This is a genomic window from Ruegeria sp. AWH4_226 (genome assembly GCF_056159225.1).
Window position 1 is genome coordinate 581,945 of sequence record NZ_JBSWUU010000002.1, and the last position, 21,549, is coordinate 603,493.

The 21,549-nt window shown below is 59.4% G+C and carries 20 protein-coding genes and 1 pseudogene; 9 read left to right on the forward strand and 12 right to left on the reverse strand.

What is annotated here, in order from left to right; all coding sequences use genetic code 11:
• Positions 1 to 106: 106 nt before the first annotated feature.
• Genes ACXAET_RS18075 through ACXAET_RS18110 form a run of 8 tightly spaced genes read left to right on the forward strand, consistent with a single transcriptional unit; the run spans position 107 to position 9,121 of the window.
• Complete coding sequence (locus tag ACXAET_RS18075) at positions 107 to 487, forward strand: DUF2946 family protein (RefSeq protein WP_475188223.1); 381 nt, start codon at positions 107 to 109, stop codon at positions 485 to 487.
• 2 nt (positions 488 to 489) lie between these two features.
• Positions 490 to 2,712: a 4Fe-4S binding protein gene (locus ACXAET_RS18080; RefSeq protein WP_475188224.1), complete on the forward strand. Its 2,223-nt coding sequence runs from the start codon at positions 490 to 492 to the stop codon at positions 2,710 to 2,712.
• 12 nt (positions 2,713 to 2,724) lie between these two features.
• Positions 2,725 to 4,668: a TAT-dependent nitrous-oxide reductase gene (nosZ, locus tag ACXAET_RS18085; protein WP_475188226.1), complete on the forward strand. Its 1,944-nt coding sequence runs from the start codon at positions 2,725 to 2,727 to the stop codon at positions 4,666 to 4,668.
• Positions 4,665 to 5,993, forward strand: a complete 1,329-nt coding sequence (locus ACXAET_RS18090) for a nitrous oxide reductase family maturation protein NosD (RefSeq protein WP_475188230.1) — start codon at positions 4,665 to 4,667, stop codon at positions 5,991 to 5,993. The genes nosZ and ACXAET_RS18090 overlap by 4 nt, the downstream gene beginning before the upstream one ends.
• On the forward strand, positions 5,962 to 6,852 hold the full coding sequence (locus ACXAET_RS18095; protein ID WP_475188233.1) for an ABC transporter ATP-binding protein: 891 nt from the start codon (positions 5,962 to 5,964) through the stop codon (positions 6,850 to 6,852). The genes ACXAET_RS18090 and ACXAET_RS18095 overlap by 32 nt, the downstream gene beginning before the upstream one ends.
• On the forward strand, positions 6,852 to 7,679 hold the full coding sequence (locus ACXAET_RS18100; RefSeq protein WP_475188237.1) for an ABC transporter permease: 828 nt from the start codon (positions 6,852 to 6,854) through the stop codon (positions 7,677 to 7,679). Before ACXAET_RS18095 ends, ACXAET_RS18100 begins: the two co-directional genes overlap by 1 nt.
• On the forward strand, positions 7,676 to 8,212 hold the full coding sequence (locus tag ACXAET_RS18105; RefSeq protein ID WP_475188239.1) for a nitrous oxide reductase accessory protein NosL: 537 nt from the start codon (positions 7,676 to 7,678) through the stop codon (positions 8,210 to 8,212). Before ACXAET_RS18100 ends, ACXAET_RS18105 begins: the two co-directional genes overlap by 4 nt.
• Positions 8,213 to 8,221: 9 nt before the next feature.
• A complete protein-coding gene (locus tag ACXAET_RS18110) occupies positions 8,222 to 9,121 on the forward strand; it encodes an FAD:protein FMN transferase (protein ID WP_475188241.1) in 900 nt (299 codons plus the stop codon).
• 319 nt (positions 9,122 to 9,440) lie between these two features.
• Here ACXAET_RS18110 and ACXAET_RS18115 read toward each other — a convergent pair whose 3' ends face one another.
• Genes ACXAET_RS18115 through ACXAET_RS18155 form a run of 9 tightly spaced genes read right to left on the reverse strand, consistent with a single transcriptional unit; the run spans position 9,441 to position 19,024 of the window.
• Positions 9,441 to 10,553, reverse strand: a complete 1,113-nt coding sequence (locus ACXAET_RS18115) for a Gfo/Idh/MocA family protein (protein ID WP_475188242.1) — start codon at positions 10,551 to 10,553, stop codon at positions 9,441 to 9,443.
• Complete coding sequence (locus tag ACXAET_RS18120) at positions 10,550 to 11,626, reverse strand: Gfo/Idh/MocA family protein (protein WP_475188245.1); 1,077 nt, start codon at positions 11,624 to 11,626, stop codon at positions 10,550 to 10,552. The genes ACXAET_RS18115 and ACXAET_RS18120 overlap by 4 nt, the downstream gene beginning before the upstream one ends.
• A 12-nt stretch (positions 11,627 to 11,638) precedes the next feature.
• Positions 11,639 to 12,640 carry an ABC transporter permease gene (locus ACXAET_RS18125; RefSeq protein ID WP_475188247.1) on the reverse strand — a complete coding sequence of 334 codons (1,002 nt, stop codon included), beginning with the start codon at positions 12,638 to 12,640 and terminating at the stop codon, positions 11,639 to 11,641.
• Positions 12,641 to 12,642: 2 nt separating this feature from the next.
• Positions 12,643 to 13,581 (reverse strand): ABC transporter permease, encoded by a 939-nt coding sequence (locus ACXAET_RS18130; protein ID WP_475188250.1) that lies wholly within the window; start codon positions 13,579 to 13,581, stop codon positions 12,643 to 12,645.
• Positions 13,578 to 15,062 (reverse strand): sugar ABC transporter ATP-binding protein, encoded by a 1,485-nt coding sequence (locus ACXAET_RS18135; protein ID WP_475188255.1) that lies wholly within the window; start codon positions 15,060 to 15,062, stop codon positions 13,578 to 13,580. The genes ACXAET_RS18130 and ACXAET_RS18135 overlap by 4 nt, the downstream gene beginning before the upstream one ends.
• Positions 15,063 to 15,122: 60 nt before the next feature.
• A complete protein-coding gene (locus ACXAET_RS18140; protein WP_475188258.1) occupies positions 15,123 to 16,151 on the reverse strand; it encodes an ABC transporter substrate-binding protein in 1,029 nt (342 codons plus the stop codon).
• Positions 16,152 to 16,204: 53 nt separating this feature from the next.
• Positions 16,205 to 17,119, reverse strand: coding sequence for a sugar phosphate isomerase/epimerase family protein (locus tag ACXAET_RS18145; RefSeq protein WP_475188260.1), 915 nt, complete (start codon positions 17,117 to 17,119; stop codon positions 16,205 to 16,207).
• Positions 17,120 to 17,129: 10 nt separating this feature from the next.
• A complete protein-coding gene (locus tag ACXAET_RS18150) occupies positions 17,130 to 18,284 on the reverse strand; it encodes a Gfo/Idh/MocA family protein (RefSeq protein WP_475188264.1) in 1,155 nt (384 codons plus the stop codon).
• Positions 18,285 to 18,295: 11 nt separating this feature from the next.
• Positions 18,296 to 19,024 carry an SDR family NAD(P)-dependent oxidoreductase gene (locus tag ACXAET_RS18155; protein WP_475188269.1) on the reverse strand — a complete coding sequence of 243 codons (729 nt, stop codon included), beginning with the start codon at positions 19,022 to 19,024 and terminating at the stop codon, positions 18,296 to 18,298.
• A 186-nt stretch (positions 19,025 to 19,210) separates the two neighbouring features.
• On the opposite strand from ACXAET_RS18155, the gene ACXAET_RS18160 reads away from it, so the two are divergent.
• The gene (locus ACXAET_RS18160) at positions 19,211 to 20,233 is read left to right on the forward strand and encodes a LacI family DNA-binding transcriptional regulator (RefSeq protein ID WP_475188272.1); all 1,023 of its coding nucleotides are present in this window, start codon (positions 19,211 to 19,213) and stop codon (positions 20,231 to 20,233) included.
• Between the two features lie 9 nt (positions 20,234 to 20,242).
• On the opposite strand, the gene ACXAET_RS18165 is transcribed toward ACXAET_RS18160, so the two are convergent.
• From ACXAET_RS18165 to ACXAET_RS18175, 3 genes and pseudogenes are all read right to left on the reverse strand, one after another.
• On the reverse strand, positions 20,243 to 21,022 hold the full coding sequence (locus ACXAET_RS18165) for an oxidoreductase (RefSeq protein ID WP_475188275.1): 780 nt from the start codon (positions 21,020 to 21,022) through the stop codon (positions 20,243 to 20,245).
• On the reverse strand, positions 21,019 to 21,324 hold the full coding sequence (locus ACXAET_RS18170) for a hypothetical protein (protein WP_475188454.1): 306 nt from the start codon (positions 21,322 to 21,324) through the stop codon (positions 21,019 to 21,021). Before ACXAET_RS18170 ends, ACXAET_RS18165 begins: the two co-directional genes overlap by 4 nt.
• A gap of 16 nt (positions 21,325 to 21,340) precedes the next feature.
• A pseudogene (locus ACXAET_RS18175) lies at positions 21,341 to 21,409 on the reverse strand (hypothetical protein); the annotation flags it as partial.
• Positions 21,410 to 21,549 lie beyond the last annotated feature (140 nt).

Sequence of the window (21,549 nt, forward strand, 5' to 3'; positions counted from 1 at the left end):
ACGTTGGAGATTACGCAAACAAAAACATAGCTGGTGTCGATGAACCGGCATATTTGTTTGATCTAGGACAACGACAGAGTGGAATGCCAGACGTAAGTCGGGCACCATGAGATACGCGAATAAGGCATTGATGGTTGTGATGCTCGTGGCGAACCTTTTCGCCGCCGAGATTTCTTCCGGCTATGTTGAAACCGCCCACGCACTACGCGCGGCTGGATCGCGGACCATCGTTATCTGTGGCGCTGCCGGCAAGGCCGAGACAGTTATGCTCGACCGGAGCGGCGAGCCGGTGGATCGGAATGATACAGATTGCGCCCACTGCGCCGACTGCACGCTTTTGCCCGCCTTCACCGATGCATCCAACCCGCCCCTGCAGCTGGCGCAGGCCATTTTGCGTGCGGGTTCACCCGTGACCTCTGAAACCCCGAAAATTTCACGCCCTGTCGAATACCCATCGCGCGGCCCCCCAAGTCAGGAAGTTGTCTAACAATGCAGGCCATTGCTGAAACCGTTTTTCGGTTCCGTCAGATAAAATACGTTCAGGCCTGGTTCGCGCTTGCTCTCGCCCTGTTGGTTTCATCTGTGGCGCAGGCGCAGACAAATTCGAGCGTTCTGGCGCAGTTCCTTCCAAATGTCGATCCTGCCACGCTGGTCGAAGGTGCTGATGCCTTTGGCGCGATCCGTGACGATGTACCGGTCGCGCCGGTATTGTCGGGCGGCGAAGAAATCGGCCAGGTGTTTATCACGTCGGATTTCGTGGGCACCACTGGCTATTCCGGCAAACCTATTCACACCATGGTCGCGGTCGATGACGATGCGGTCATTCTGGGTGTCGACCTGGTCAAACATTCCGAACCTATCGTTTTGATCGGTATCCCCGATTCAAAGATAAAGAAACTCGCCGCGGACTACCGAGGGCTTTCCTTGGTGGATGAAGCTGCGGCGGGCGGGTCCGGGCATGATCTGGAGATCATTTCCGGGGCGACGGTCACGATCATGGTGATCGACGATTCGATCATCCGCTCGGGGCTGAAGGTGGCGCGGGCGCTGGGTCTGGGCGGGCTGACCGCGCAAGAGGATACCGGACCGCAATATGAGATCAACGAAGACGCCGAAGCGCCGGACAGCTGGATGGTGATGGAAGGCGACGGGACCGTGCGCCGCCTGTCGCTGGATGTGGGTCAGGTGAACGCCTCTTTCGCTGCGATGGACGATCCCCGTACCGAAAAATACGCACTGACCGAACCGCCAGAGACAACTTTTATCGACATGCAGATGGCGCTGGTGTCGATCCCCGCCATCGGTCGCGCGATCCTGGGCGAAGCGGATTACGGCAACCTGCAAGGGTGGTTGGAGCCGGGCGAACATGCGATTGCGGTGGTTGGGCGCGGCCTCTACTCATTCAAAGGGTCGGGCTATGTGCGCGGCGGTATCTTCGACCGGATCGTTCTTATCCAGGACGACGTGTCGGTGCGGTTTCGCGACCGGGGCCATCGCCGCATGGGGGTCATTCCGCTTGATGACGTTCCGGAATTCACCGAACGCGACTTGTTCAAAATCCCCGCCGAAAGTGGCTTTGACCCCACCAAGCCTTTCCGCTTGCAACTGCTGGTTCAGCGAGAGGTGGCGGCAATCGAAAAGGTCTTTACCACCTACGACCTCGGTTATCAGCTTCCCCAATCCTACATGACCCGCGTCGCAACCGCTGCGGAAACTGCGCCGGTGATGGCTGCCGACGAGGGTGAAAATGCGGCGCAAGCGGCGCTATGGAAGAAGATTTGGGAAGACAAGACGCTTGAAATCGCCGTGCTGGGTACAATGCTGTTCGTGCTGACGGCTGCGTTCTTCTTTCAGATGCAACTGACGCGGTCGGATCGGGCCGTGAAAATTTTCCGCTACACCTTTTTGACTATCACGCTGGTTTTCCTTGGCTGGTATGCCAACGCGCAGCTTTCGGTCGTGAACCTGATGGCGCTTTTTGGCGCGCTTACCACGAACTTTAGCTGGCAGGCGTTCCTGCTGGACCCGTTGACCTTCATCCTCTGGTTTGCCGTTGCAGCCGCGATCCTGTTCTGGGGTCGGGGTGCTTATTGCGGGTGGCTATGCCCGTTCGGCGCCCTGCAGGAACTAACCAACCATATCGCACGGGCGCTCAGGGTGCCGCAGATCAAGCTACCTTGGGGACTGCACGAACGGTTGTGGCCCATCAAGTACATGATATTCCTTGGGCTATTCGGCGTATCGCTGGCATCGATAGAACAGGCCGAGCATCTGGCCGAGGTCGAGCCATTCAAGACAGCGATCATCCTGAACTTTGTGCGTGCCTGGCCCTTTGTGGCCTATGCCGCTGCCCTTCTGATAGCAGGGCTGTTCGTTGAGCGGTTCTACTGCCGCTATCTCTGCCCGCTTGGTGCCGCGCTCGCGATCCCGGCACGGCTGAGAATGTTCGACTGGCTCAAACGCTATAAGGAATGCGGATCGCCCTGCCACGTCTGCGCCAACGAATGCATGGTCCAGGCGATCCATCCGACCGGAGAGATCAACCCCAATGAATGCCTGAACTGCATGAATTGCCAGGTGCTCTATCAATCCAAAACCAAATGCCCCGTGGTGATAAAAAAGCTCAGACGCAAGAGCCCCACCACGGACCTGACCGCTTTCCTCACCCCGAGGGAAGGGTTGGAAAACCATCCTAACCTTCAAACAAAGTGACGGGAGACTGACATGTCAGACACTGAACACAATGGACTAAGCCGGCGCGGATTTTTAAGCGCATCGGCAACGGGTGCAGCCATGATGGGAACGGGCGGAGCCCGCCTTGGCCTGCTTGGCGGCGCTGCAGCGATTAGCGCAGCAACTAACCCGCGCGCCGCTTTGGCGCAAACCGAACATGCAAGCCCCGCACCGGGCGAGCTTGATGAATACTACGGCTTCTGGTCCTCGGGTCAGACCGGCGAGATGCGAATTCTGGGCGTTCCCTCCATGCGTGAGCTGATGCGCGTGCCGGTTTTCAACCGCTGCTCAGCCACCGGCTGGGGCCAGACCAACGAAAGCCTCAAGGTGCTCACGCAGGATATGCTGCCGGAAACCAGGGAATTCCTCGCGGCGCAAGGAAAGACGGTCCACGACAACGGCGATCTGCACCACGTGCACATGTCGTTCACCGAGGGCAAATATGACGGCCGTTACCTGTTCATGAACGACAAGGCCAACACTCGCGTCGCCCGCGTACGTTGCGATGTGATGAAGGCAGACAAGATCATCGACATTCCAAACGCCAAAGCGATCCACGGGCTGCGCCCGCAGAAATGGCCGCGTACGGATTATGTCTTTGCGAATGGCGAGGACGAAGTGCCGATGGTCAACGACGGTTCGGTTTTGGATGATCCGTCGCAATATGTGAACTTCTACACTGCGATCAACGCGGACGAGATGAAAGTCGCGTGGCAGGTGATTGTGTCTGGCAACCTAGACAACACCGATTGCGATTATGACGGCAAATACGCCTTCTCGACTTCTTACAACTCGGAAATGGGAATGACCCTCCCCGAGATGATGGAAGCTGAAATGGACCACGTTGTCATCTTCAACATCAAGGAAATCGAGAAAGGAATCGAAGCGGGTGACTTTATCGAGCTGAACGGTGTGCCGGTGATCGACGGCCGTAAAGGCCAGAACAAGAAATACACCCGTTACGTGCCAATTCCGAACAGCCCCCACGGCATCAACATGGCGCCCGACAAAATCCACCTCTGCGTGGCGGGAAAACTGTCGCCAACCGTTTCGGTACTTGACGTGCGCAAGTTTGACGCGCTTTTCGAGGACGACAGTCTCGACCCCAGGTCGGTCGTCGTGGCCGAGCCAGAGCTGGGCCTCGGGCCGCTTCACACATGCTTTGACGGCAAAGGCAACGCCTTTACGACGCTGTTCCTCGACAGCCAGGTGGTAATGTGGAACATCGAAGACGCTGTGAAGCTTTACAACGGCGAGGACGTGGACCCGATCCTGAACAAGCAGGATGTGCACTACCAGCCCGGTCACAACTCGACCACCATGGGCGAAACGCTGGAAGCGGACGGCAAATGGTACCTTTCGATGAACAAGTTCTCGAAGGACCGGTTCTTGAACACCGGCCCGCTCAAACCCGAGAACGAGCAGCTCTTTGCCCTTGACGGCACGGACATGACGCTGCTCCATGATGGGCCAACCTTTGCCGAACCACACGACTCGATCCTCGTTCACCGGTCCAAAGTGAACCCGAAGAATGTATGGGACCGTGACGATCCGATGTGGGCGGATGCGCGCGCGCAGGCCGAAGCGGACGGCGTCGATCTGGACGATTGGCAGGACGCGGTGATCCGAGACGGCAACAAGGTTCGGGTCTACATGACCTCTCAGGCACCACAGTTTTCGTTGGAGCAGTTCACGGTCAAACAGGGTGACGAGGTGACGGTCTACGTGACCAACCTCGACGACATCGACGACCTGACCCACGGCTTCTGCCTGAACAACCACGGGGTCGCGATGGAAGTCGCACCGCAGGCCACCGCTTCGGTTACCTTTACCGCGTCGAAGCCGGGCGTCTACTGGTACTACTGCCAGTGGTTCTGCCACGCGCTGCATATGGAGATGCGCGGCCGCATGCTCGTGGAGCCGACCGGCACATGACGCGGATTTATCACTTCCTCGCCGCGCTCGTTCTGAGCGCGGTCCCGGCACTGGCCGAGCGCGTGACTATCGCGCCCGGACCCGGTGCACTGGCTGCGGCACTTGCCGCAGCTGAGGAAGGGGATGAAGTCATCCTGTCTCCGGGCCGCTACGATGGCCCGGTGACAATTGACAAGACTCTGACGCTTCGTGGCCAAGATGGCGCAATGATCGACGGAAACGGTACGCTATCCGTGGTTCTTGTCGATGCACCCGACGTTGTGGTGCGTGGCCTGCATCTGACCAATTCTGGAAGGGTACACGAACCCATCGACGCAGGCGTTAAACTGACCAAGAAAGCACGCGGTGCCAAAGTTCTGGACAACGTGCTCACCGAAAACCTCGTTGGCATCGACATTCACGGTGCGCGCAATGCACTGGTCCGGGGCAACCGGATCGAGGGGCTGCGTCTTCGGCGCATGAATGATCGCGGCAACGGCATTTACGTATGGAACGCACCGGGTGCCGAGGTGATCGGCAATGATGTGCGCTATGGGCGAGACGGAATCTTCTCAAACGTATCCAAGCGCAACGTGTTCCGCGATAACTTGTTTCGCGATCTACGTTTCGCAGTTCATTACATGTATACAAATGACAGCGTGATCGAAGGCAACATCTCAATCGGCAACCATCTTGGTTTCGCGCTGATGTATTCCGACCGGATCGTGGCGAAGGATAACATTTCGATCAACGACCGGGATCATGGTGTTATGCTCAACTACACCAAGAAGTCCGATGTGTTTGCAAACCTTGTCACCGGAGGCACTGGGAAATGCACCTTCGTCTATAACTCGCATCAGAACCTGATCGCAGAAAACAGCTTTGTCGGCTGCGATATTGGTGTGCATTTCACCGCGGGGTCCGAGCGGAACACAATCACCGGCAACGCCTTTGTCGGCAACCGAACGCAGGTGAAATACGTAGGCACCACCGATGTGGAATGGAGCCACGAGGGGCGCGGCAACTACTGGTCTGATCATCCCGCCTTTGATCTGGATGGCGACGGACGGGCAGACAGTTCTTATCGGCCCAACGATTTGATGGACCATATCTTGTGGTCGCAACCGGCTGCCAAGCTGTTATTGGGCACGCCCGCCGTCCAACTGGTGCGTTGGAGCCAATCGCAATTTCCGGCGGCCCGAACCGGGGGCGTCGTCGACAGCCACCCGCTGACCACCGCACCGGCGCGCGAGATGCCCGAAACCATTCAACACATGGCCCAAGCCACACCGATCTGGGCCAAGGGAGAGACCTATGACGATACTGACCCTCTCGAAGCTCACTAAACGCTACGAGGGAACGGCGGTTCTTGACGAGGTGTCGCTTGCCATCGCGGCAGGCGAGCGCGTGGCGCTCCTGGGCCATAACGGTGCGGGGAAAACGACGCTTATGAAGCTCGTTCTTGGGCTAATTCATGCAGACGGGGGCCGTATCGAGATTGCGGGCCACGCGCCGGGGTCAACGGTGGCGCGGGCCTTGACTGCCTATCTGCCAGAGTCCGCAGCGTTTCACCCCGCGATTACGGGGCGCGAACAGCTTCGGTACTATTTACGGCTACGCGGCCAGCCAGTGAAGCAGGCCGACGCGTTGCTGGAAAAAGTCGGGTTGAAGGATGCCGCCAATCGGCGGATCGGAACCTATTCCAAGGGGATGCGGCAGCGGGTAGGACTGGCCCAGGCACTGATCGGTGGGCCGCGCCTGATGGTGCTGGATGAGCCGACCTCGGGTCTTGATCCCGTGTCGCGGCGCGAATTCTATACACTGCTTGATGAATTGGCCGCAAAAGGGACAGCCATTCTGCTATCATCTCACGCGCTGTCGGAACTTGAGGCGAGGACGGATCGGATGGTGATCCTGGCCAAGGGGAAACAGGTGGCACAAGGCACATTGTCCGATCTGCGCCGTGATGCGGCGCTGCCGTTGACCGTGACGATCACACCGAAGGTGGGGCAAGCCGCACGCGTCATGGCGGCCTTCCCGATCGCGCATGCAATGGACGAGCTCGTGACCTTCCATTGCGCATCGGACGAAAAACTTGCAGTGCTCGAACAAATCGCGGCGCTACGCGACCATATCGCGGATTACGATGTCACCGCCGCGACGCTGGACGATCTTTATTCCCACATATCGAAAAGGGTCGCGTAATGTTGTCCCGTATCCTCGCCACTGCTGTGCTGGAGTTCGCAATTGCCCGCCGAAATCGCTGGGTAATCGTTTCAGTCGGCATGATGATCCTATTCTCTCTGGTACTGGCCTTCGCGGGCGCGGCCCCTGCTGGGCAAATGGCGGTGGACCCGCTTTCGGTGACAGTGGCAAGCCTGATATCCCTTGCGGTCTATCTTGTTCCGCTGATCGCGTTGCTTATTTCTTTCGACGCCATCGCGGGCGAAAACGAGCGCGGCACACTGGCGCTGTCGCTGACCTACCCGCTGGCGCGGACCGAGCTTCTTTTGGGTAAATTGATCGCACAACTGGGCGTCGTGACCATCGCGGTGGTCGCGGGCTATGCCTCTGCCGCGCTGGTCGCCTTCGCCACTGGCGGTGTTGATGCAGCCGAGGGGTTGCCTGCTCTCTGGCGGCTGATCTGGACCTCGGTCCTTCTGGGCGCTGCCTTCCTGTCGTTGGGCCATGCTATGTCCTGCCTGTCGCGCCGCCCATCCGGCGCTGCGGCCATGGCAATTGGGCTTTGGCTGGTCATGATCGTGCTTTACGATCTGGCGTTGCTGGCTGCCGTGGTCGCGGATGATGGCGGATCCTTTACGACGGATGTGTTCCCGTGGGCACTGGTGGTCAATCCGGCGGATGCGTTCCGTATTTTCAATCTCGCAGCATCGGGCGCGGTCGATGCGGCCTCGGGCCTGTCTGGCGCGGCCTCGTCCATCGCGGCGTGGAAACCGTTGGCCGCCATCGTGCTCTGGCCGCTTCTGGCCGCATCGCTCGCGCGGCTGTCGTTTCAAAAGGTGACACCATGAGAAAGCGCATTCTGATTTCCCTTCTGATCCTTGCGGCCTGCAAGGAAGACGTGGCGACGCTGCCGGAGCCAGTTGAAATGACCGACGAGGTTTTAGGCTACTACTGCCAGATGACGCTGGCTGACCATGAAGGGCCGAAGGGACAAGCGCACCTGGACGGGATGCCCGCGCCGATTTTCTTCAGCCAGGTGCGCGACGTGATTGCCTATCTGCACATGCCTGAGCAGAGCCATGCGGTTCAGGTTGCATATGTTCAGGATATGAAAGGCGCCACATGGCGTGCTCCTGGTGCTTGGATACCGGCGCAAGACGCGTTTTACGTGTCAGGGTCCGATGCGGTGGGCGGCATGGGTGCGCCAGAACTCGTGCCTTTTTCCGATCAAGTCGCGGCCGAAGCGTTTGCACGCGACCGTGGTGGCCGCATCATGGCTTTCGACGAGATTCGATCCGCAGACGTACTGAGCGATCCCCTGTCATCGGACGTGTCCGACACCGACGATATCAATGCACGGCTCAAATCGCTTGGTCAGTAGGAGAGAGACATGCAAATCAACAGACGCAGGTTCATCAGCTTCGTCTCGGCGGCCTGTCTGACCGCTACCGACAGCCCCGCTTCGGTTTTTCGGTGGCAAGGTGTTGCGCTTGGCGCAAAGGCACAGATCCTTCTGGACCATCCGCAGGCTGAGGCAATCACCCGCGCCGCCAAGGCAGAGATCGACCGCCTGGAGGACATCTTCAGCCTCTACCGCGCGAACAGTGAGATTGCGCGGCTCAATCACGACGGACGGCTCAAAGCACCGTCGTTCGAGATGCTCGAATGCATGACACTGGCGCGCCGAGTACACGTGGTGACTCAGGGGCTATTCGATCCGACGGTACAGCCGCTTTGGCGAGTGCTGGCAGAAGCAGCCGCAGAGGGCCGTGAACCCAAGGCAAATATGGTAAAGACCGCGCGGGCTTTGATCGGGTTTGACCGTGTCCGGATCGACGCGGCCCAGATTACGCTCGGCACTGGGCAGGCGCTGACGCTTAACGGTATCGCGCAAGGCTTCATCGCGGACAAGGTCGCAGACCTGATGCGCGCGCAGGGTGTGAAAGATGTCCTCATCGACACAGGCGAAATCGTGGCAATCGGTGACGGCCCGCAAAGCGCCGGTTGGCCGGTGAGCCTCCGGGGTGAAGATCACGCGCGGCTCTTGCACGACCGGGCTCTGGCCAGTTCCGCAACCTTCGGCACGGTCATGGACGCGGACGGGCGGCAGGGTCACATCCTGTCCCCAGACGGTGAAGCGACAGCGCCTGTGCGGGTTACGGTCAGCGCGCCGCGCGCGGGGCTTGCCGACGCCCTGTCAACCGCACTGTGCCTCGTTCCGGACGCGCAGACAGCTACGAAGATCTTGAGTTTGATCAAAGAAACCCGGCTTGAACGGTTTGGCTTGTGATCGCCAACTGGTGTCAGCGTTACAATCCAGCTCCGCCTCACGCATGAAGAAACTGCCCAAGGGCTGAAAACAAATGGCATTTGGACGAAAAGGTCATTCCGATCACCCGGTGAAAGTGCAAAAAGCAGATGGGCCTGTTCAAATTACAACGGTGGGCCCAAATATCAAAACCATGTTTCGATGCCATGGCGCCGTCCAAAGGTCTTTTCAAACGTTGTCGAACCACTTGGCGGTGCTGCAACAGGGAATTGTAATGCAAGAAACGACAACGCAGACAGCGCAAGTTGATTTGCGAGGCCTATGTTCTGCACCTATTTCGCTACGACAGTCTCTGTGCGTCACCCACGGTCACCTCGCAACCGCGCCGTCTTGATTGGACTGCGGCAAAGGCTAGCGCCAAAGACTTCAGGTTATTTCGAGCCGAATTACTGGGCCAGCGGTTGTCTTCGATGGCGCAGAGCAACTCTCCCATTGCGCCGCGAAAACCATCGTTGAACCAGGTGCCAACCAATTGCGGCCGCGAAATGCCTTGAGCAGTTGTCAGTGTAAGTGATTGCGCGCCGAGGTCTGGCCCCTGGGACAAGATGCTGCCGCCAGTTCCCGAAACATAGGTAGTATCCTGCGCCCCACAGGGCACGCCGCCATCAAAGACCAGGCTGGCCTGCCCTTCGTCCAGCCGGATTTGTGCCTGCGCCAATAAAGGCACTTTGTTGCTCTGACCACGCGCCTTTGTGGCCGTGGCAAACACCGATTGCACGCGTTCACCGACCACAGAGGACACGAAATCAAACCAGTGAATGCCGAAATCGTAGAGGATCAGATCCTCGATCTCATCGAAGGGTGTTCCGGCCGTCCAGCCGTGATCCCAATGGATCGCTGCGTGGACCGACAGGACATCCCCGATCACGCCCGCACCGCATGCCTCGCGAATCCAGGCCATATGCGGCGCCCAGCGACCGTTCTGGTTCACCGCAAGATGAACGCCCTGCTGCTCAGCCAGTCGGACCAGTTCTTCGCCGGTCGCAAGATCCGAGACAAAGGGCTTTTGGCTGAGCACATGTTTTCCCGCAAGAATGGCCGCACGGATCACCGGCGCGCGCACCTCGGTCGGCAGCGTGATGTCCACCACGTCTATGCCCGCGTCTGCCAGAAGATCGCTCAGGTCCTCATGGACCTTTGCGGCGGGAAAATATTTGTCGGCTTTCTGCCTGGCCTTGTCGTGGCTTCGGTTCCAGAACGCGACCACGTCCCACCCGGCCGTGCGGTAAGCATCAAGATGACTGTCCGAGATTCCGCCGGTGCCGATCACGCCAATCTTTGGGCGATAAGTTCGCGGCATCGGCGGCTGATATGTGACCTGAGGTGCGTCTACCTCTGGCAGTTCACCGGATTTCAACGCATAGGTGTCGGTGTCGGCAGAATCCTCGCTCATGACACCAAACCCATGGTGCGTTTTTCCGAGGCCGACAGAACGGCGGTATCAACGATCCGCTGAGCGGTCAGACAAAGCTCGGGGCTCAACGGGCCATCGACCTGCACACTCCGATTAATGCAGGACAGCACGTATTCGATCGCGTTCCGTTCACCCTCTGGCAAGGGTCTGACGGGTATCTCGCGGCGCTCGGGTTGAGCCCGGGTCTGAACGGTGACGTGGCTGGCGTAATCCGGCGACGCAATTGTGCCATCGGCGCCAACAAACACGAACCCGCAGGTCGGCTGCGGTTGCGTCGTCCACGGGTCGGTGAAGGTGCCCCATCGCGTTTCCAGCTTGGACAAGCCCCTAGTATAGCGGCAAACGGCAATAGCGTGCTGATCCACCTCGATCCCCGGCGTTTCATCGACAGTGCAGGTGACCTCAAGCGGCGCCTCACCATTCATGTACCAAGTGCCCAGCGTTGCGCCGTAGCCCATGTAATCCAAAAGCGCGCCACCCCCGGCGGCCTTTTTGTACCACCACGAATTCGGTTTCTGCCGCTCCACCTCCTCAGGACTGACCTCAACCTTGTCGGCCAAATGGTAGAGCGGTCCGCGATTGCCGTCATAGAAATGCACCTCGCGCAGTTCGCCGATCAATCCCTCGTCAATCAGATGTTTGGCCGTGACGTGGCTTTCAACCCACCGCAAGGGCCAGTTGATGATCAGTTGTTTGCTTGTCGGCTCCATCGCTGCGATCATGCGCCGCGCATCGGCGACCGAGGCGGCAAACGGCTTTTCTACAAAGATGTGCAGATCGTGCGGGGCCAGTTTTTCGGTGTATTCGGCGTGGTTCGCGGTTGCCACGCACAACAGCGCCATATCGTATGGCCCGGCTGCCATGCAGGCGTCAAAATCGGTGAAAACACGGCTCTCGGGTATCCCGAACGTATCGATGGCCGCCTGCATTCTGGACCGATCGGGATCGAAAATCCCGGCAATCTCGGCTTCGGGGTGGTCGTCCACCATCCTGAGCAGATCGCCCATATGCATGTGGTCAAAGCTTATTCCAACAACGCGGAACCTGGACATGGGACCTCCTTGCTAGCGGCTATCGGTTATTCTGACATAAATCGCTGTCACCGCCAAAATGATCAGACCGAACAACGCGGTTCTGGCCCCTTCGGGCATTTGCAGCAGCGTCAGCATCGTGTCGAGCACGCGGATGATCAGCGCCCCAACGATGGCGCCCGCGAAACTGCCGCGGCCACCGAAGATCGACGTGCCGCCGATCACTGCAGCGGCGACCGAAGGCAACAGCAGTGGGTTGGCCAGACTCAGCGAGGTCTGGCGGATCATGCCCAGATACAGCAACCCGGCCACCGCCGCGATCAGACCCGACAGGGCATAAAGCGCGAGATAGACTTGCCACGCCCGCACGCCGGAGAGCTTTGCCGCGTTTTCGTTCGACCCCAACGCAAACAGAAGCCGCCCAAAGCCGGTCAGGCGCATCAGCCAGAAGATGAACAGCGCAAAGGGTACGAACAGAAACAGCCCGTTGGGCATCGACAAGGTCCGCCCGGTACCCAGCCAGGCCAGGAACTCTGGAATCTCGGACCCTGCATTGATGACAAGCCGCTGGTAGACCTGCAGGCAACCAGTGGCGATCAGACCGGTGCCCAAAGTCATGATCAACGGGTGGACCCGCACCAGCCCTACGCCCAGCCCGTTGACGGTGCCGACTACCAGCCCCGATGCCAACGCGACCAGCACCGCCGGGGTCACCCCCCAGACCGAACTGAGCGTGGCGCAGACAAAGGCCGAAACCGTTGCGACTATGCCCGCTGAAAGGTCGATGCCCGCGGTCAGCATCGTCAGAACCTGACAGGCGGCGAGCATGGCCAGCGGGATTGCGAACTTGATAAGATTGCCAACCCAGAAGGTCGAAATGATCCCGTCCCGTCCGGCGCGGAACGGCGTGACGATGCCCGGGCGCATGATCTCAAGCAATACGACCAGCATCAGAAGAAAGGCCACTAGCGGAATGACCGGATTGTCCCGTAAGAAGCGCCCGAACCGGATGATGGGCGCGTCCGTTGCCGTCATGCTCATCGCCTTGCCCCCCGCAGAGTAACCGCCGTTCCCAGCATCACGACCCCAACCATGATGGTCCCCTCGATAATCGTTGTGACATTCGGATCGACCGCGAGAAGCGTCAGGATCGTGCGCACGATCCGCAAGATGAACACGGCGATGATCGGCCCTAGTAGCGTGCCCCGACCACCGCCCAGAACGACTCCGCCCAAAACAACAGCCGCGACCGATGCCAGCAGGTACGGGCCGGGCACAGGCTCTCCGATACCTGTCAAGGCCGCGAGGCTCAGGCCGCCGAGCGCACAGAAGAGGCCACAGATTCCATAGGCGGCGATCTTCACCCGTCCAACGGCGACCCCGGACCGGAAAGCGGCGCGCTCGTCCGAGCCGGTGGCATAGATCGAGATACCCAGTTTGGACCGGCGGATAGGTAGCCACACGGCAGCGATGCACACAGCCATGATCACCAGCGCATTGGGCAGACCGGGAATCAGACTTCCGCGAATGCCCTGCTGTAGCCAGCTGGCCGTCGACCCGCCCGGGGTTTCAAGGATCAGCAGGGCCACACCTTCCCAGACAAACAACATGGCGAGGGTGACCACGATGTCCGGCACGCGAGTCAGTACGATCAAGGTGCCATTTATTAGACCCATGACCAACCCCAGCGCCAGAACCAGCAGGATTGCCGGCACCCCGGCCATCTTTTCCATCAATACGGCTGCAGTCACCGCACAGACCGCCATCATCGACGCAACTGACAGGTCAATTCCACCGACAATGACCACCACCGCCATACCCGCCGTCGCAAAGGCAAACGGCAGGGCGGCGCGTGCGATGCTCTCCAGCCCCGATGCCCCAAATGACGGCTGGATCACCTTGGTGATCACCAACAGAACCGCCAACAGCGCGACCAGACCGACTATCCACGCATTTCTTTTGAAAATTCCAGTCACGCTACACTCTCTTGTGCCGTCAGCCCGTATGCTGCCCGCAACAACGTCTGCTCGTCCGCGTTTGCCGCATCGATCACATCGACCACGCGGCCGTTGAAAATGACTAAAGCGCGGTCGCAGGCCAGCGGCACCTCTTCCAACTCCGATGTGTAAAACAGAACCGACGCCCCGTTCTGCGCCAACTCGCGCACCAGCGGATAGATCTGGCGTTTGGTGCGAACATCTATCCCCCGAGTGGGATCGAACAGCAAAAGCGTCTCGACCCCTGTGGCAAGCCAACGCCCGATTGTTACCTTCTGCTGGTTGCCGCCCGATAACCGGCGCACCTCGCCCTGGGCGCGGGTGTCGATCTGCAGCTTGTCGATCGCGTGGGCCACCCTGTCGCGTTCGTGGCGCAGTTTCAGATTGCCCCAGTTGCGGAGACGCGCAGAGAAAGGCAGCGCTATGTTTTCACGCACCGATCGCTGGGCCAGCAAGGCTTCGGCCCGGTCGCCCGGCACAAAGGTCAATCCGGCGGCGATGGCATCGGCGGGGTGGCGGAAATGGACAGGTGCCCCGTTTACCTCGATCCCGCCCGAGCTGGGCGCGACAAACCCGGCCAGACAGTCAAACAGTTCGTCCTGCCCCTGCCCTTCTAAGGCGACCACGCCCAGCACCTCGCCCGGGAACAGATCGAAAGTGACGTTCGAAACCTTGGGTGCAATCGCCACGTCGCGGATCCGAACGCGCGGAGCGTCGGCCACCGGCCCCCCGGACCGCTGGATCTGGCGCTGACCCAGCTCAAGCTTTTGGCCCAACATCAGCTCGACGGCTTGCTCCTCAACCCCCGGCCCGATGGTCAGATCACCGACAGTGCGCCCGTCCCGCAGGACCCATGCGCGGTCACACAGTTCCGAAATTTCACTGAACCTGTGCGAGACATAAATGACGCCCATGCCCCTGTCGGCCTGCTGTCGCACCACAGTCAGAACCCGTTCTACCAGATCGGTCGGCAACGCCGCGGTCATTTCGTCCAGCAACAGCACATCCGGTTCCGAGGCCAGAGCCCGCGCCAGATCGAAAATCCGCAGCGTGGCAAGTGGCAGCTCGTTAATTTTACTGTCGAGGTTGAGGATTTCGATACCCAGTTCCGACACCCATTGACGGAACGCGGCGACCGGCGTGTCGGTCAGGCGCAGATTGTCGCCGACATCCAGATCGGGGATCAGCGATGGCTCTTGATAAACCGGCACCAGACCAGACCTGCGCGCCTCGGCCGGACTGCCCACGTGGGCCTGCTGCCCTCGGATCAGCACCTGCCCCGTATCCGGCGTCAACGCGCCGGTGATAATCTTGACGAAGGTGGACTTCCCTGCGCCGTTTGCACCCATCAGCGCAACGACCTCGCCCTCGGAAACCCTCAGGCTGGCATCCGTCAGCGCCCGGACAGCGCCAAAGCTTTTTGCGATACCGGATGCATCAAGTAAGTAGTTCTCGCTCATTGGCGCTTGTCTTTCCTGCCTTTGTGCCACCCCCAACCGGGGGTGGCGTTCACTGCCGGCTCAGCTATCGCCGGGGCCTTCGCAGGCGATGATTTGTTCCATTGTGTAATCGGTCCATCCAGGGATGGTCACCGACACCGGCCACTCAGGATCAAGGTTGGGGTTCTGCGCTGCCTGGATCGTTGCCAAACCTTCATCGGAAGAGTTTTCCCACAGGACCGGATCAACCAGAACCGTTGTGCCGTCCGGCGCATTGCCGTTCAGAATGTCGACAGCCAGCGCGATACCAGCACCACCGACCGAACCCGGATTGGTGACGGCCGCACCTTTCAATCCATCAACCTCGGTCAGATACTGGACAAAGCCCGCATTGTCGGCCCCGACGATCGGCACCAATGGTGCTCCGGATTCGACAAAGGCATCTACGATGACGTTGTCGATGCCGCTGGTCCACACCCCGTCGAACGGAATGCCGGTGGCCAGGAAATCGAACATCTGCTGCTTGCCCTGGTCCTGTTGCCAGCCTGTGAACACTTCGTGCACCACGTTGATACCGGGGTATTCCTCAAGCGCACTTTTGAACCCATTGTCGCGGTCAGTATCGGCCGAAACACCAGCAATCCCGCGCATATAGACCACGTCACCGGACCCGCCCAATTGCTCGAACAGCCACTTGGCCCCGAGATAGGCGTATTCTTCCTGGTTATTCGACAGGATATAGGCACCATCTGCCGTAACTCCCGCATCGACAGCAACCACAACGATGCCTTTCTCTTTCGCTGCGTCCAATGCGGAATTCAGAGCATCGGGGTTTGACGGGTTCAGCACGATGGCGTCGACCCCGGCTTCGATCAGGTTGTTGAGATCTTCAAGCTGACCCGCCGAGTCGGTGTTGCGATGTGCCACGATCAGGTTCGAGACATCCTCCTCGACCAGCGCTTGCGCGCGCATGGCGCAGATCATCTGCTCGCGCCACCCGTTGCCCTGCACAGTGTTGGATACACCGATTGTGTAATCTGCGGCAAAGGCTGCCGGTGCAAACGTGGCTGCAACAGCGATGGCTGCCGTCCCTGTCAGTAGTTTTTTCATTTCAGTTACCTCCCAGATGAACTGTGTTTGTGTGATCGGGGCTTGGCGCCCTTCTATTTGATGAATGGTTGCAGCACGTCCCGCGCCAACAGAAAGCCCCGTTTGACCTTTTCGTCCGTGCCTTCGAACAGCCTGTCTTCATGCTCGATAATAACCGGCCCATCATACCCCGCACGATACAAACCGGAAAAGAAACCCGACCAATCCACATCGCCCAACCCGCAAAGGCGCGGCACTTGCCACCCCATACCGGCGGACATGATCCCGTTTTCATACAGCCCGTCATGATCGACCATCAGGTCTTTTGCGTGCACATGGGCGATGTGAGGCCCGAATTCCTTGATAAACCGGGTCTGATCAATGAACTGCCAGATCAGGTGTGACGGGTCGAAATTCATTCCGACGTCGTCCCCCCATTGTTCGAAGAGCCGGCGCCAGATTTTCGGGGAATAGGCGATGTTGTGCCCACCGGGCCATTCATCGTAGCTGAAGATCATCGGACAGTTTTCAAAGCACAGGCGAACGCCAGAGTCTTTGGCATGGGCAACAATCGGCTCGAAAATCTGCTGCGCCCGCACCCAATTGTCATCGACATTCAGCGACCGGTCGCCCCCCACAAAAGTGTTGACCACTGAGATTCCCATAGCGCCAGCAGCGTTGATCACCTTGTACAGGTGTCCGATCACCTCGTCCCGATGGGCCGCATCCGGGTGCAGCGGGTTGGGGTAATACCCCAGTCCCGATATTTCGATACCTTGTGCGGCCATGGCGTCGACAATCTCTGTGCCCTGTGCGGCGGTCAGCCCATCAACATTGATATGGCTGGTCCCGGCATAGCGCCGCTTTTCGCCCCCGGATGAGGGCCAGCATGCCACCTCAAGCGCGGAAAACCCGTTTGCCGCCGACCAGGCCGCCACGTCCATCAGGTCACTGTCTTCAAACGGTGCCGTCAGCAATCCAAGTTTCATGACCTCTCCCTCAAACCTCGTCCAGAGCCACCCAGCGCTGTTCACGTGCCGATTTGATCACTGCGTCGCAGAATAACATCTCGTAATGACCGTCTTCGAATGTCGCCCATGTGCTGTCTTCGCCACGTCCGCCTACCGAAATGTCAGTGTAGACCGCGCGGAAGAAGTTGAAGAAGCTGTCGGCAAATCCTTCGACATGTCCGGGCGGCAGGGTTGCGGCCCGCGTCCCGATGGCGTTCATCAGAGTGAAATCCCGCATCAGAACCTCGTTCGGACCATCACGCCGGCCGATGAACAGATGATCGGGGGATTCACTGTCCCACGCCGCACTGGCGGTACTGCCTGCCACGTCCCAAACCAACGAATTCTTACGCCCGACATTGATCTGCGACGTTGTCATCACCCCTTTTGCGCCACCTGCATACCGGATCATGATCGCCGCGGCGTCATCGGTATCAATCGGCACCGTTTCGGTCGCACCCTGCGCGCTGGAGAACGTCTCTACAGGCCCGGTGGGGCGCTGCCGCTCGGGCAAAAAGGTGGTCAAATCCGCGAGTACCGATTTTGCCTTCAACCCTGTGACAAAGCTGGTCAGGTCGACCCAATGGGTGCCAATATCCCCAACTGATCGCAGCGCGCCGCCCTTATCGGCCTGCAAACGCCAATTCCAGTCGGTCGGCTTGGCCAGCCAATCTTGATGATAGTGGCCAGTGACAAAGCGAACCTGACCCAGATCACCAGCCGCCACCATGCCGTGCGCCTGCTGATTAAGCGGGTAAAAGCGGATGTTGTAGCATACTGCGCAGATTTTACCTGAGGCCTGCGCCTTTCTCACCATCTGTGCGGATTCCGCGCTGGTCATTGCCAGTGGCTTTTCGCAGATCACATGTTTGCCGGCGTCCAGCAGAGCCATGACCTGCGGGAAATGCGCATGATTGGGCGAGGTCACATGCACGACATCTACTGAGTCATCCTCTAGCAGAGCCTCAAGCGAGGTATAGGCGTGACCGACCCCGATCTCGGTCGCACGCTGTTTGCCACGGGCCTCGGACGATCCCAATACGCCGGCAACCTGCACGCCAAGCCGACGCAGTGCCTGAACATGAACCGTTCCGATAAACCCGGTTCCGATTACCGCGGCGCGGATTTGCGAAAAGTCAGTCATGGCTTGATCCTTCAGACAACCGAGTATCCTCCGTCCACGGGTATGCAGGTTCCTGTGATGAATGCCGCCGCGTCCGAGGCCAGAAACAGCGCCATCCCAGCAATGTCTTCGGGCAGCCCCCATCTCGCCAACGGTGTTCGCGCCTCGACCGACTTGGTGAAATCCGGATCTTGTCGGGCGCGGGCGGATTGTTCAGTGACGATAAATCCCGGTGCGATGGCGTTGACGCGGATGCCGTCGCCCGCCCAGGCGATCGCCAGCGATTTCGTTAATTGCTCGACCCCTGCCTTCGAAGCGCCATAGGCCGGGTTTCTCGGAGAGCCGAAACGGGCATACATCGACGCGATGTTGATGACCCGGCCCCGCCGCGCCACCAAGGCCGAATGCAGCGCCAATGCGCAGCGCATCGTTCCCACAAGGTTCACGTCCAGAACATGCCCAAAGAATGCGGGTTCCATCTCCTCCCCTCGCCGCGTTATCGCTGCGCAGTTGACCAGCACATCAAGCTCATCGCGGGCTTCGCCAAAGGCCTCAACCGCCCCAGTGTCGGTGACATCCAGTTGAGTATAGCGGAAACGTTCGGCATCCTCGGGCAAACAGGCGGGTTCGGCACCGGTGATTTCGACTTCGGCGCCAGCAGATTGAAAGTCGCGCGCAATAACCGCGCCGATCCCTCCGCGGCTGGCGCCGATAACGGTGACCCGCGCCCCCGAATAGTCGAATGCCGTGAGTGTGCTCACCGGACCTCCCCCGCCGTCACCCCTGATTTGGCCCTACGCATCTTTCCCCCATCAAACCGTCGAATGCGTGCTGCAATCGATTACATTTCCAAAATTTGACCTTTTCTTTCCATGTAATCGATTTCATAATCGCCAGCAGAAAAGATTCGTGTCAACCAGAATTTTCGAAAATCGCGGCCCGAGGACATGGTGCAGAAACCCGTAACAATCCAGGACGTTGCCCGTGTAGCCAATGTCTCTGCCGCAACCGTCAGTCGCGTTTTGTCGAACCCGGAGGTGGTCAGCGACCGCACGCGAGAGTCGGTTCTACAAGCCATCCAAAGCACCGGATACCGGGTCAACCGCGCGGCCAGAAACCTGCGGATGCAGCGCGCCAACGCGGTGCTTGTGCTAGTGCCCAACCTTGGCAAACCCTTCTATTCCGGCATCCTCGCCGGAATAAGCGAGGCGTTTTCCGGCACCGATTTCAACGTCCTTATCACCGATACCGAAAGCGACCCGATTGGTGGCACAAGACTGGCGGATTATTTTCTGGACGGGCGCATCGACGGCGCCCTGGCCCTCGACGGCCAGTTGTCTGAAACAGCATTGCGGGAATGCGTCGCGGCCGGAGCGGGCGACCGCCTTGTCTTTCTCTGCGAATGGGTAAACGGTCAACCCTTTCCAGTCATTCGCAGCGATAACGCCGAAGGCGCACGTCTGGCAATCCGCCACCTTCACGATTTGGGACATCGAAAAATCGCGCATGTGACTGGCCCCAAAGGCAACGTTTTGACCACCGCCCGCCGCGAAGGCATGGTGGCTGAACGTACGCGGCTGGGCCTTCCCGCGCGTCCGGAATGGATTCTTCGCGGCGATTTCTCGCTTGAATCGGGCTACGAGGCCGCCGCGCAGATACTGGACATGCCGGAACGTCCCACCGCCGTCTTCTGCTCGGCCGACATGGTCGCCTTTGGCCTGATCGCGGGGCTTCATGCAGGCGGGCTGCGGGTGCCGCAGGATATCTCAGTGGTGGGGTTTGATGACATCGAAATGTCAGAATACTACGTTCCGGCACTGACAACGATCCGGCAAGACCGGCATTTGCTGGGGCAGCGCGCGGCCAAAGTGCTGCTGAACCGGTTATCACAAGACCAGCGCACACCGGATTCTGAGACCCCGATCCCAGTCGAGTTGATCGTGCGCGCCAGCACCGCCCCACCGCCCTAGCGGCCTCGATCAGCCCGGCGCGCCAACCACCGTTTGTTCGAGGTCGACGTTCACACCGGTCATCGGTGCCGAGTCCGGGCTAAGCAAGTAAACCGCAAGGCGGGCCGCCTCTTCCGCATTCAGCAATCGCCCAAGGGGCAGTGAGCGACCGGCGCGTTCCGCCCAGTTTTCGGGTTCGCCGAGGGTCTCGGTCTGCATTTGATGCTCCGCCTCGGTCAGAACCCAACCCAGATTGATCCCATTCACACGAATACCGTCACGCAGATGGGCGTTCGCCGCGTTCTTTGTCAGCGTTTGCAGAGCACCCTTCGATGCCGCGTACAGAGCAAGTTCGGGTGTTCCGCAATGAGCGTTCATCGACTGGATGTTGACGATCGCCCCCCCTTCGCCTTGGGCACGCATGGCGCGGATCGCCTCCTGCATCAGCAGAAATGGCGCGCGTGTGTTCACCTTGAATATGGCATCGAAATCCTCGGCCGTTCCATCCAGAAAACTGGCCCGTGTGGTGATGCCCGCCGCATTAACGAGCCCGTCGATCCGGCCGAATTCCGCGGTAGCACGGCTCGCGACCTCAGCCGCGGCTGAGACCTCGCTCAGATCTGCCACGACCGGAGCAAACCGTATTGTGTCCGGCAGTTCTTTCGCCAGGGATTGCAACCCTGCCTCGTTCAGGTCAGTCGCCAGAATATCGCGCACACCGAGCGCGACGGCTTCCATTACCACGGCACGACCAATGCCGCTGGCGGCCCCTGTAACGATCAGCGCCATGTTCTCAAGAGTTTGGTTCATATCATCAACTGCCCTGCTGGAATGTTTTCTCTGAGGATGATCCGCGGTTCGATAAGCTGCAACGGCAACTGCACGGAACCCGAGGCGATAGCCCCCAACGGGCGCAGAACGGCTTGCTCACCGATGAGACTCGCATTCTGGTCGATCACCGCATCGATCCTGCCCTCGACCAACCTTTGGCGAGTGTCTTCGGTCAGATCGTGCAACACAATATGCGGGCGCTCTGTTCGGGGCATGGTATCCAGAACCTGAACCAGAGCTTTGCGTCCGGTCAACCCGCTGGCGGTTAGCCGCACTGACACCCTTGCGTCCGTTCAGCGCTCGGTCCACGGTCGCGGTCGCGACCCCCGCCCGCCCTGCGAAATCCGCAATTGTCGCTCGCGCCATGTGCCGGTTGCCCTTCGTTTCACCGCAGTTTCAGACATACTGACGGATCAACGCGATGACGTCTTAGCCTATTACATCAGATTACATCAGATGTTGCGCCTAGACTGGCCGATAACACCTGTACAAAGCTGTATTGGAGT

What these genes read in the sequence shown, in the direction of transcription:
- ACXAET_RS18075 (WP_475188223.1), top strand. Translation starts at nt 107, where the DNA reads ATGAGATACGCGAATAAGGCATTGATGGTTGTGATGCTCGTGGCGAAC.
- ACXAET_RS18080 (WP_475188224.1), top strand. Translation starts at nt 490, where the DNA reads ATGCAGGCCATTGCTGAAACCGTTTTTCGGTTCCGTCAGATAAAATAC.
- nosZ (WP_475188226.1), top strand. Translation starts at nt 2,725, where the DNA reads ATGTCAGACACTGAACACAATGGACTAAGCCGGCGCGGATTTTTAAGC.
- ACXAET_RS18090 (WP_475188230.1), top strand. Translation starts at nt 4,665, where the DNA reads ATGACGCGGATTTATCACTTCCTCGCCGCGCTCGTTCTGAGCGCGGTC.
- ACXAET_RS18095 (WP_475188233.1), top strand. Translation starts at nt 5,962, where the DNA reads ATGACGATACTGACCCTCTCGAAGCTCACTAAACGCTACGAGGGAACG.
- ACXAET_RS18100 (WP_475188237.1), top strand. Translation starts at nt 6,852, where the DNA reads ATGTTGTCCCGTATCCTCGCCACTGCTGTGCTGGAGTTCGCAATTGCC.
- ACXAET_RS18105 (WP_475188239.1), top strand. Translation starts at nt 7,676, where the DNA reads ATGAGAAAGCGCATTCTGATTTCCCTTCTGATCCTTGCGGCCTGCAAG.
- ACXAET_RS18110 (WP_475188241.1), top strand. Translation starts at nt 8,222, where the DNA reads ATGCAAATCAACAGACGCAGGTTCATCAGCTTCGTCTCGGCGGCCTGT.
- ACXAET_RS18115 (WP_475188242.1), bottom strand. Translation starts at nt 10,553, where the DNA reads ATGAGCGAGGATTCTGCCGACACCGACACCTATGCGTTGAAATCCGGT.
- ACXAET_RS18120 (WP_475188245.1), bottom strand. Translation starts at nt 11,626, where the DNA reads ATGTCCAGGTTCCGCGTTGTTGGAATAAGCTTTGACCACATGCATATG.
- ACXAET_RS18125 (WP_475188247.1), bottom strand. Translation starts at nt 12,640, where the DNA reads ATGACGGCAACGGACGCGCCCATCATCCGGTTCGGGCGCTTCTTACGG.
- ACXAET_RS18135 (WP_475188255.1), bottom strand. Translation starts at nt 15,062, where the DNA reads ATGAGCGAGAACTACTTACTTGATGCATCCGGTATCGCAAAAAGCTTT.
- ACXAET_RS18140 (WP_475188258.1), bottom strand. Translation starts at nt 16,151, where the DNA reads ATGAAAAAACTACTGACAGGGACGGCAGCCATCGCTGTTGCAGCCACG.
- ACXAET_RS18145 (WP_475188260.1), bottom strand. Translation starts at nt 17,119, where the DNA reads ATGAAACTTGGATTGCTGACGGCACCGTTTGAAGACAGTGACCTGATG.
- ACXAET_RS18150 (WP_475188264.1), bottom strand. Translation starts at nt 18,284, where the DNA reads ATGACTGACTTTTCGCAAATCCGCGCCGCGGTAATCGGAACCGGGTTT.
- ACXAET_RS18160 (WP_475188272.1), top strand. Translation starts at nt 19,211, where the DNA reads ATGGTGCAGAAACCCGTAACAATCCAGGACGTTGCCCGTGTAGCCAAT.
- ACXAET_RS18165 (WP_475188275.1), bottom strand. Translation starts at nt 21,022, where the DNA reads ATGAACCAAACTCTTGAGAACATGGCGCTGATCGTTACAGGGGCCGCC.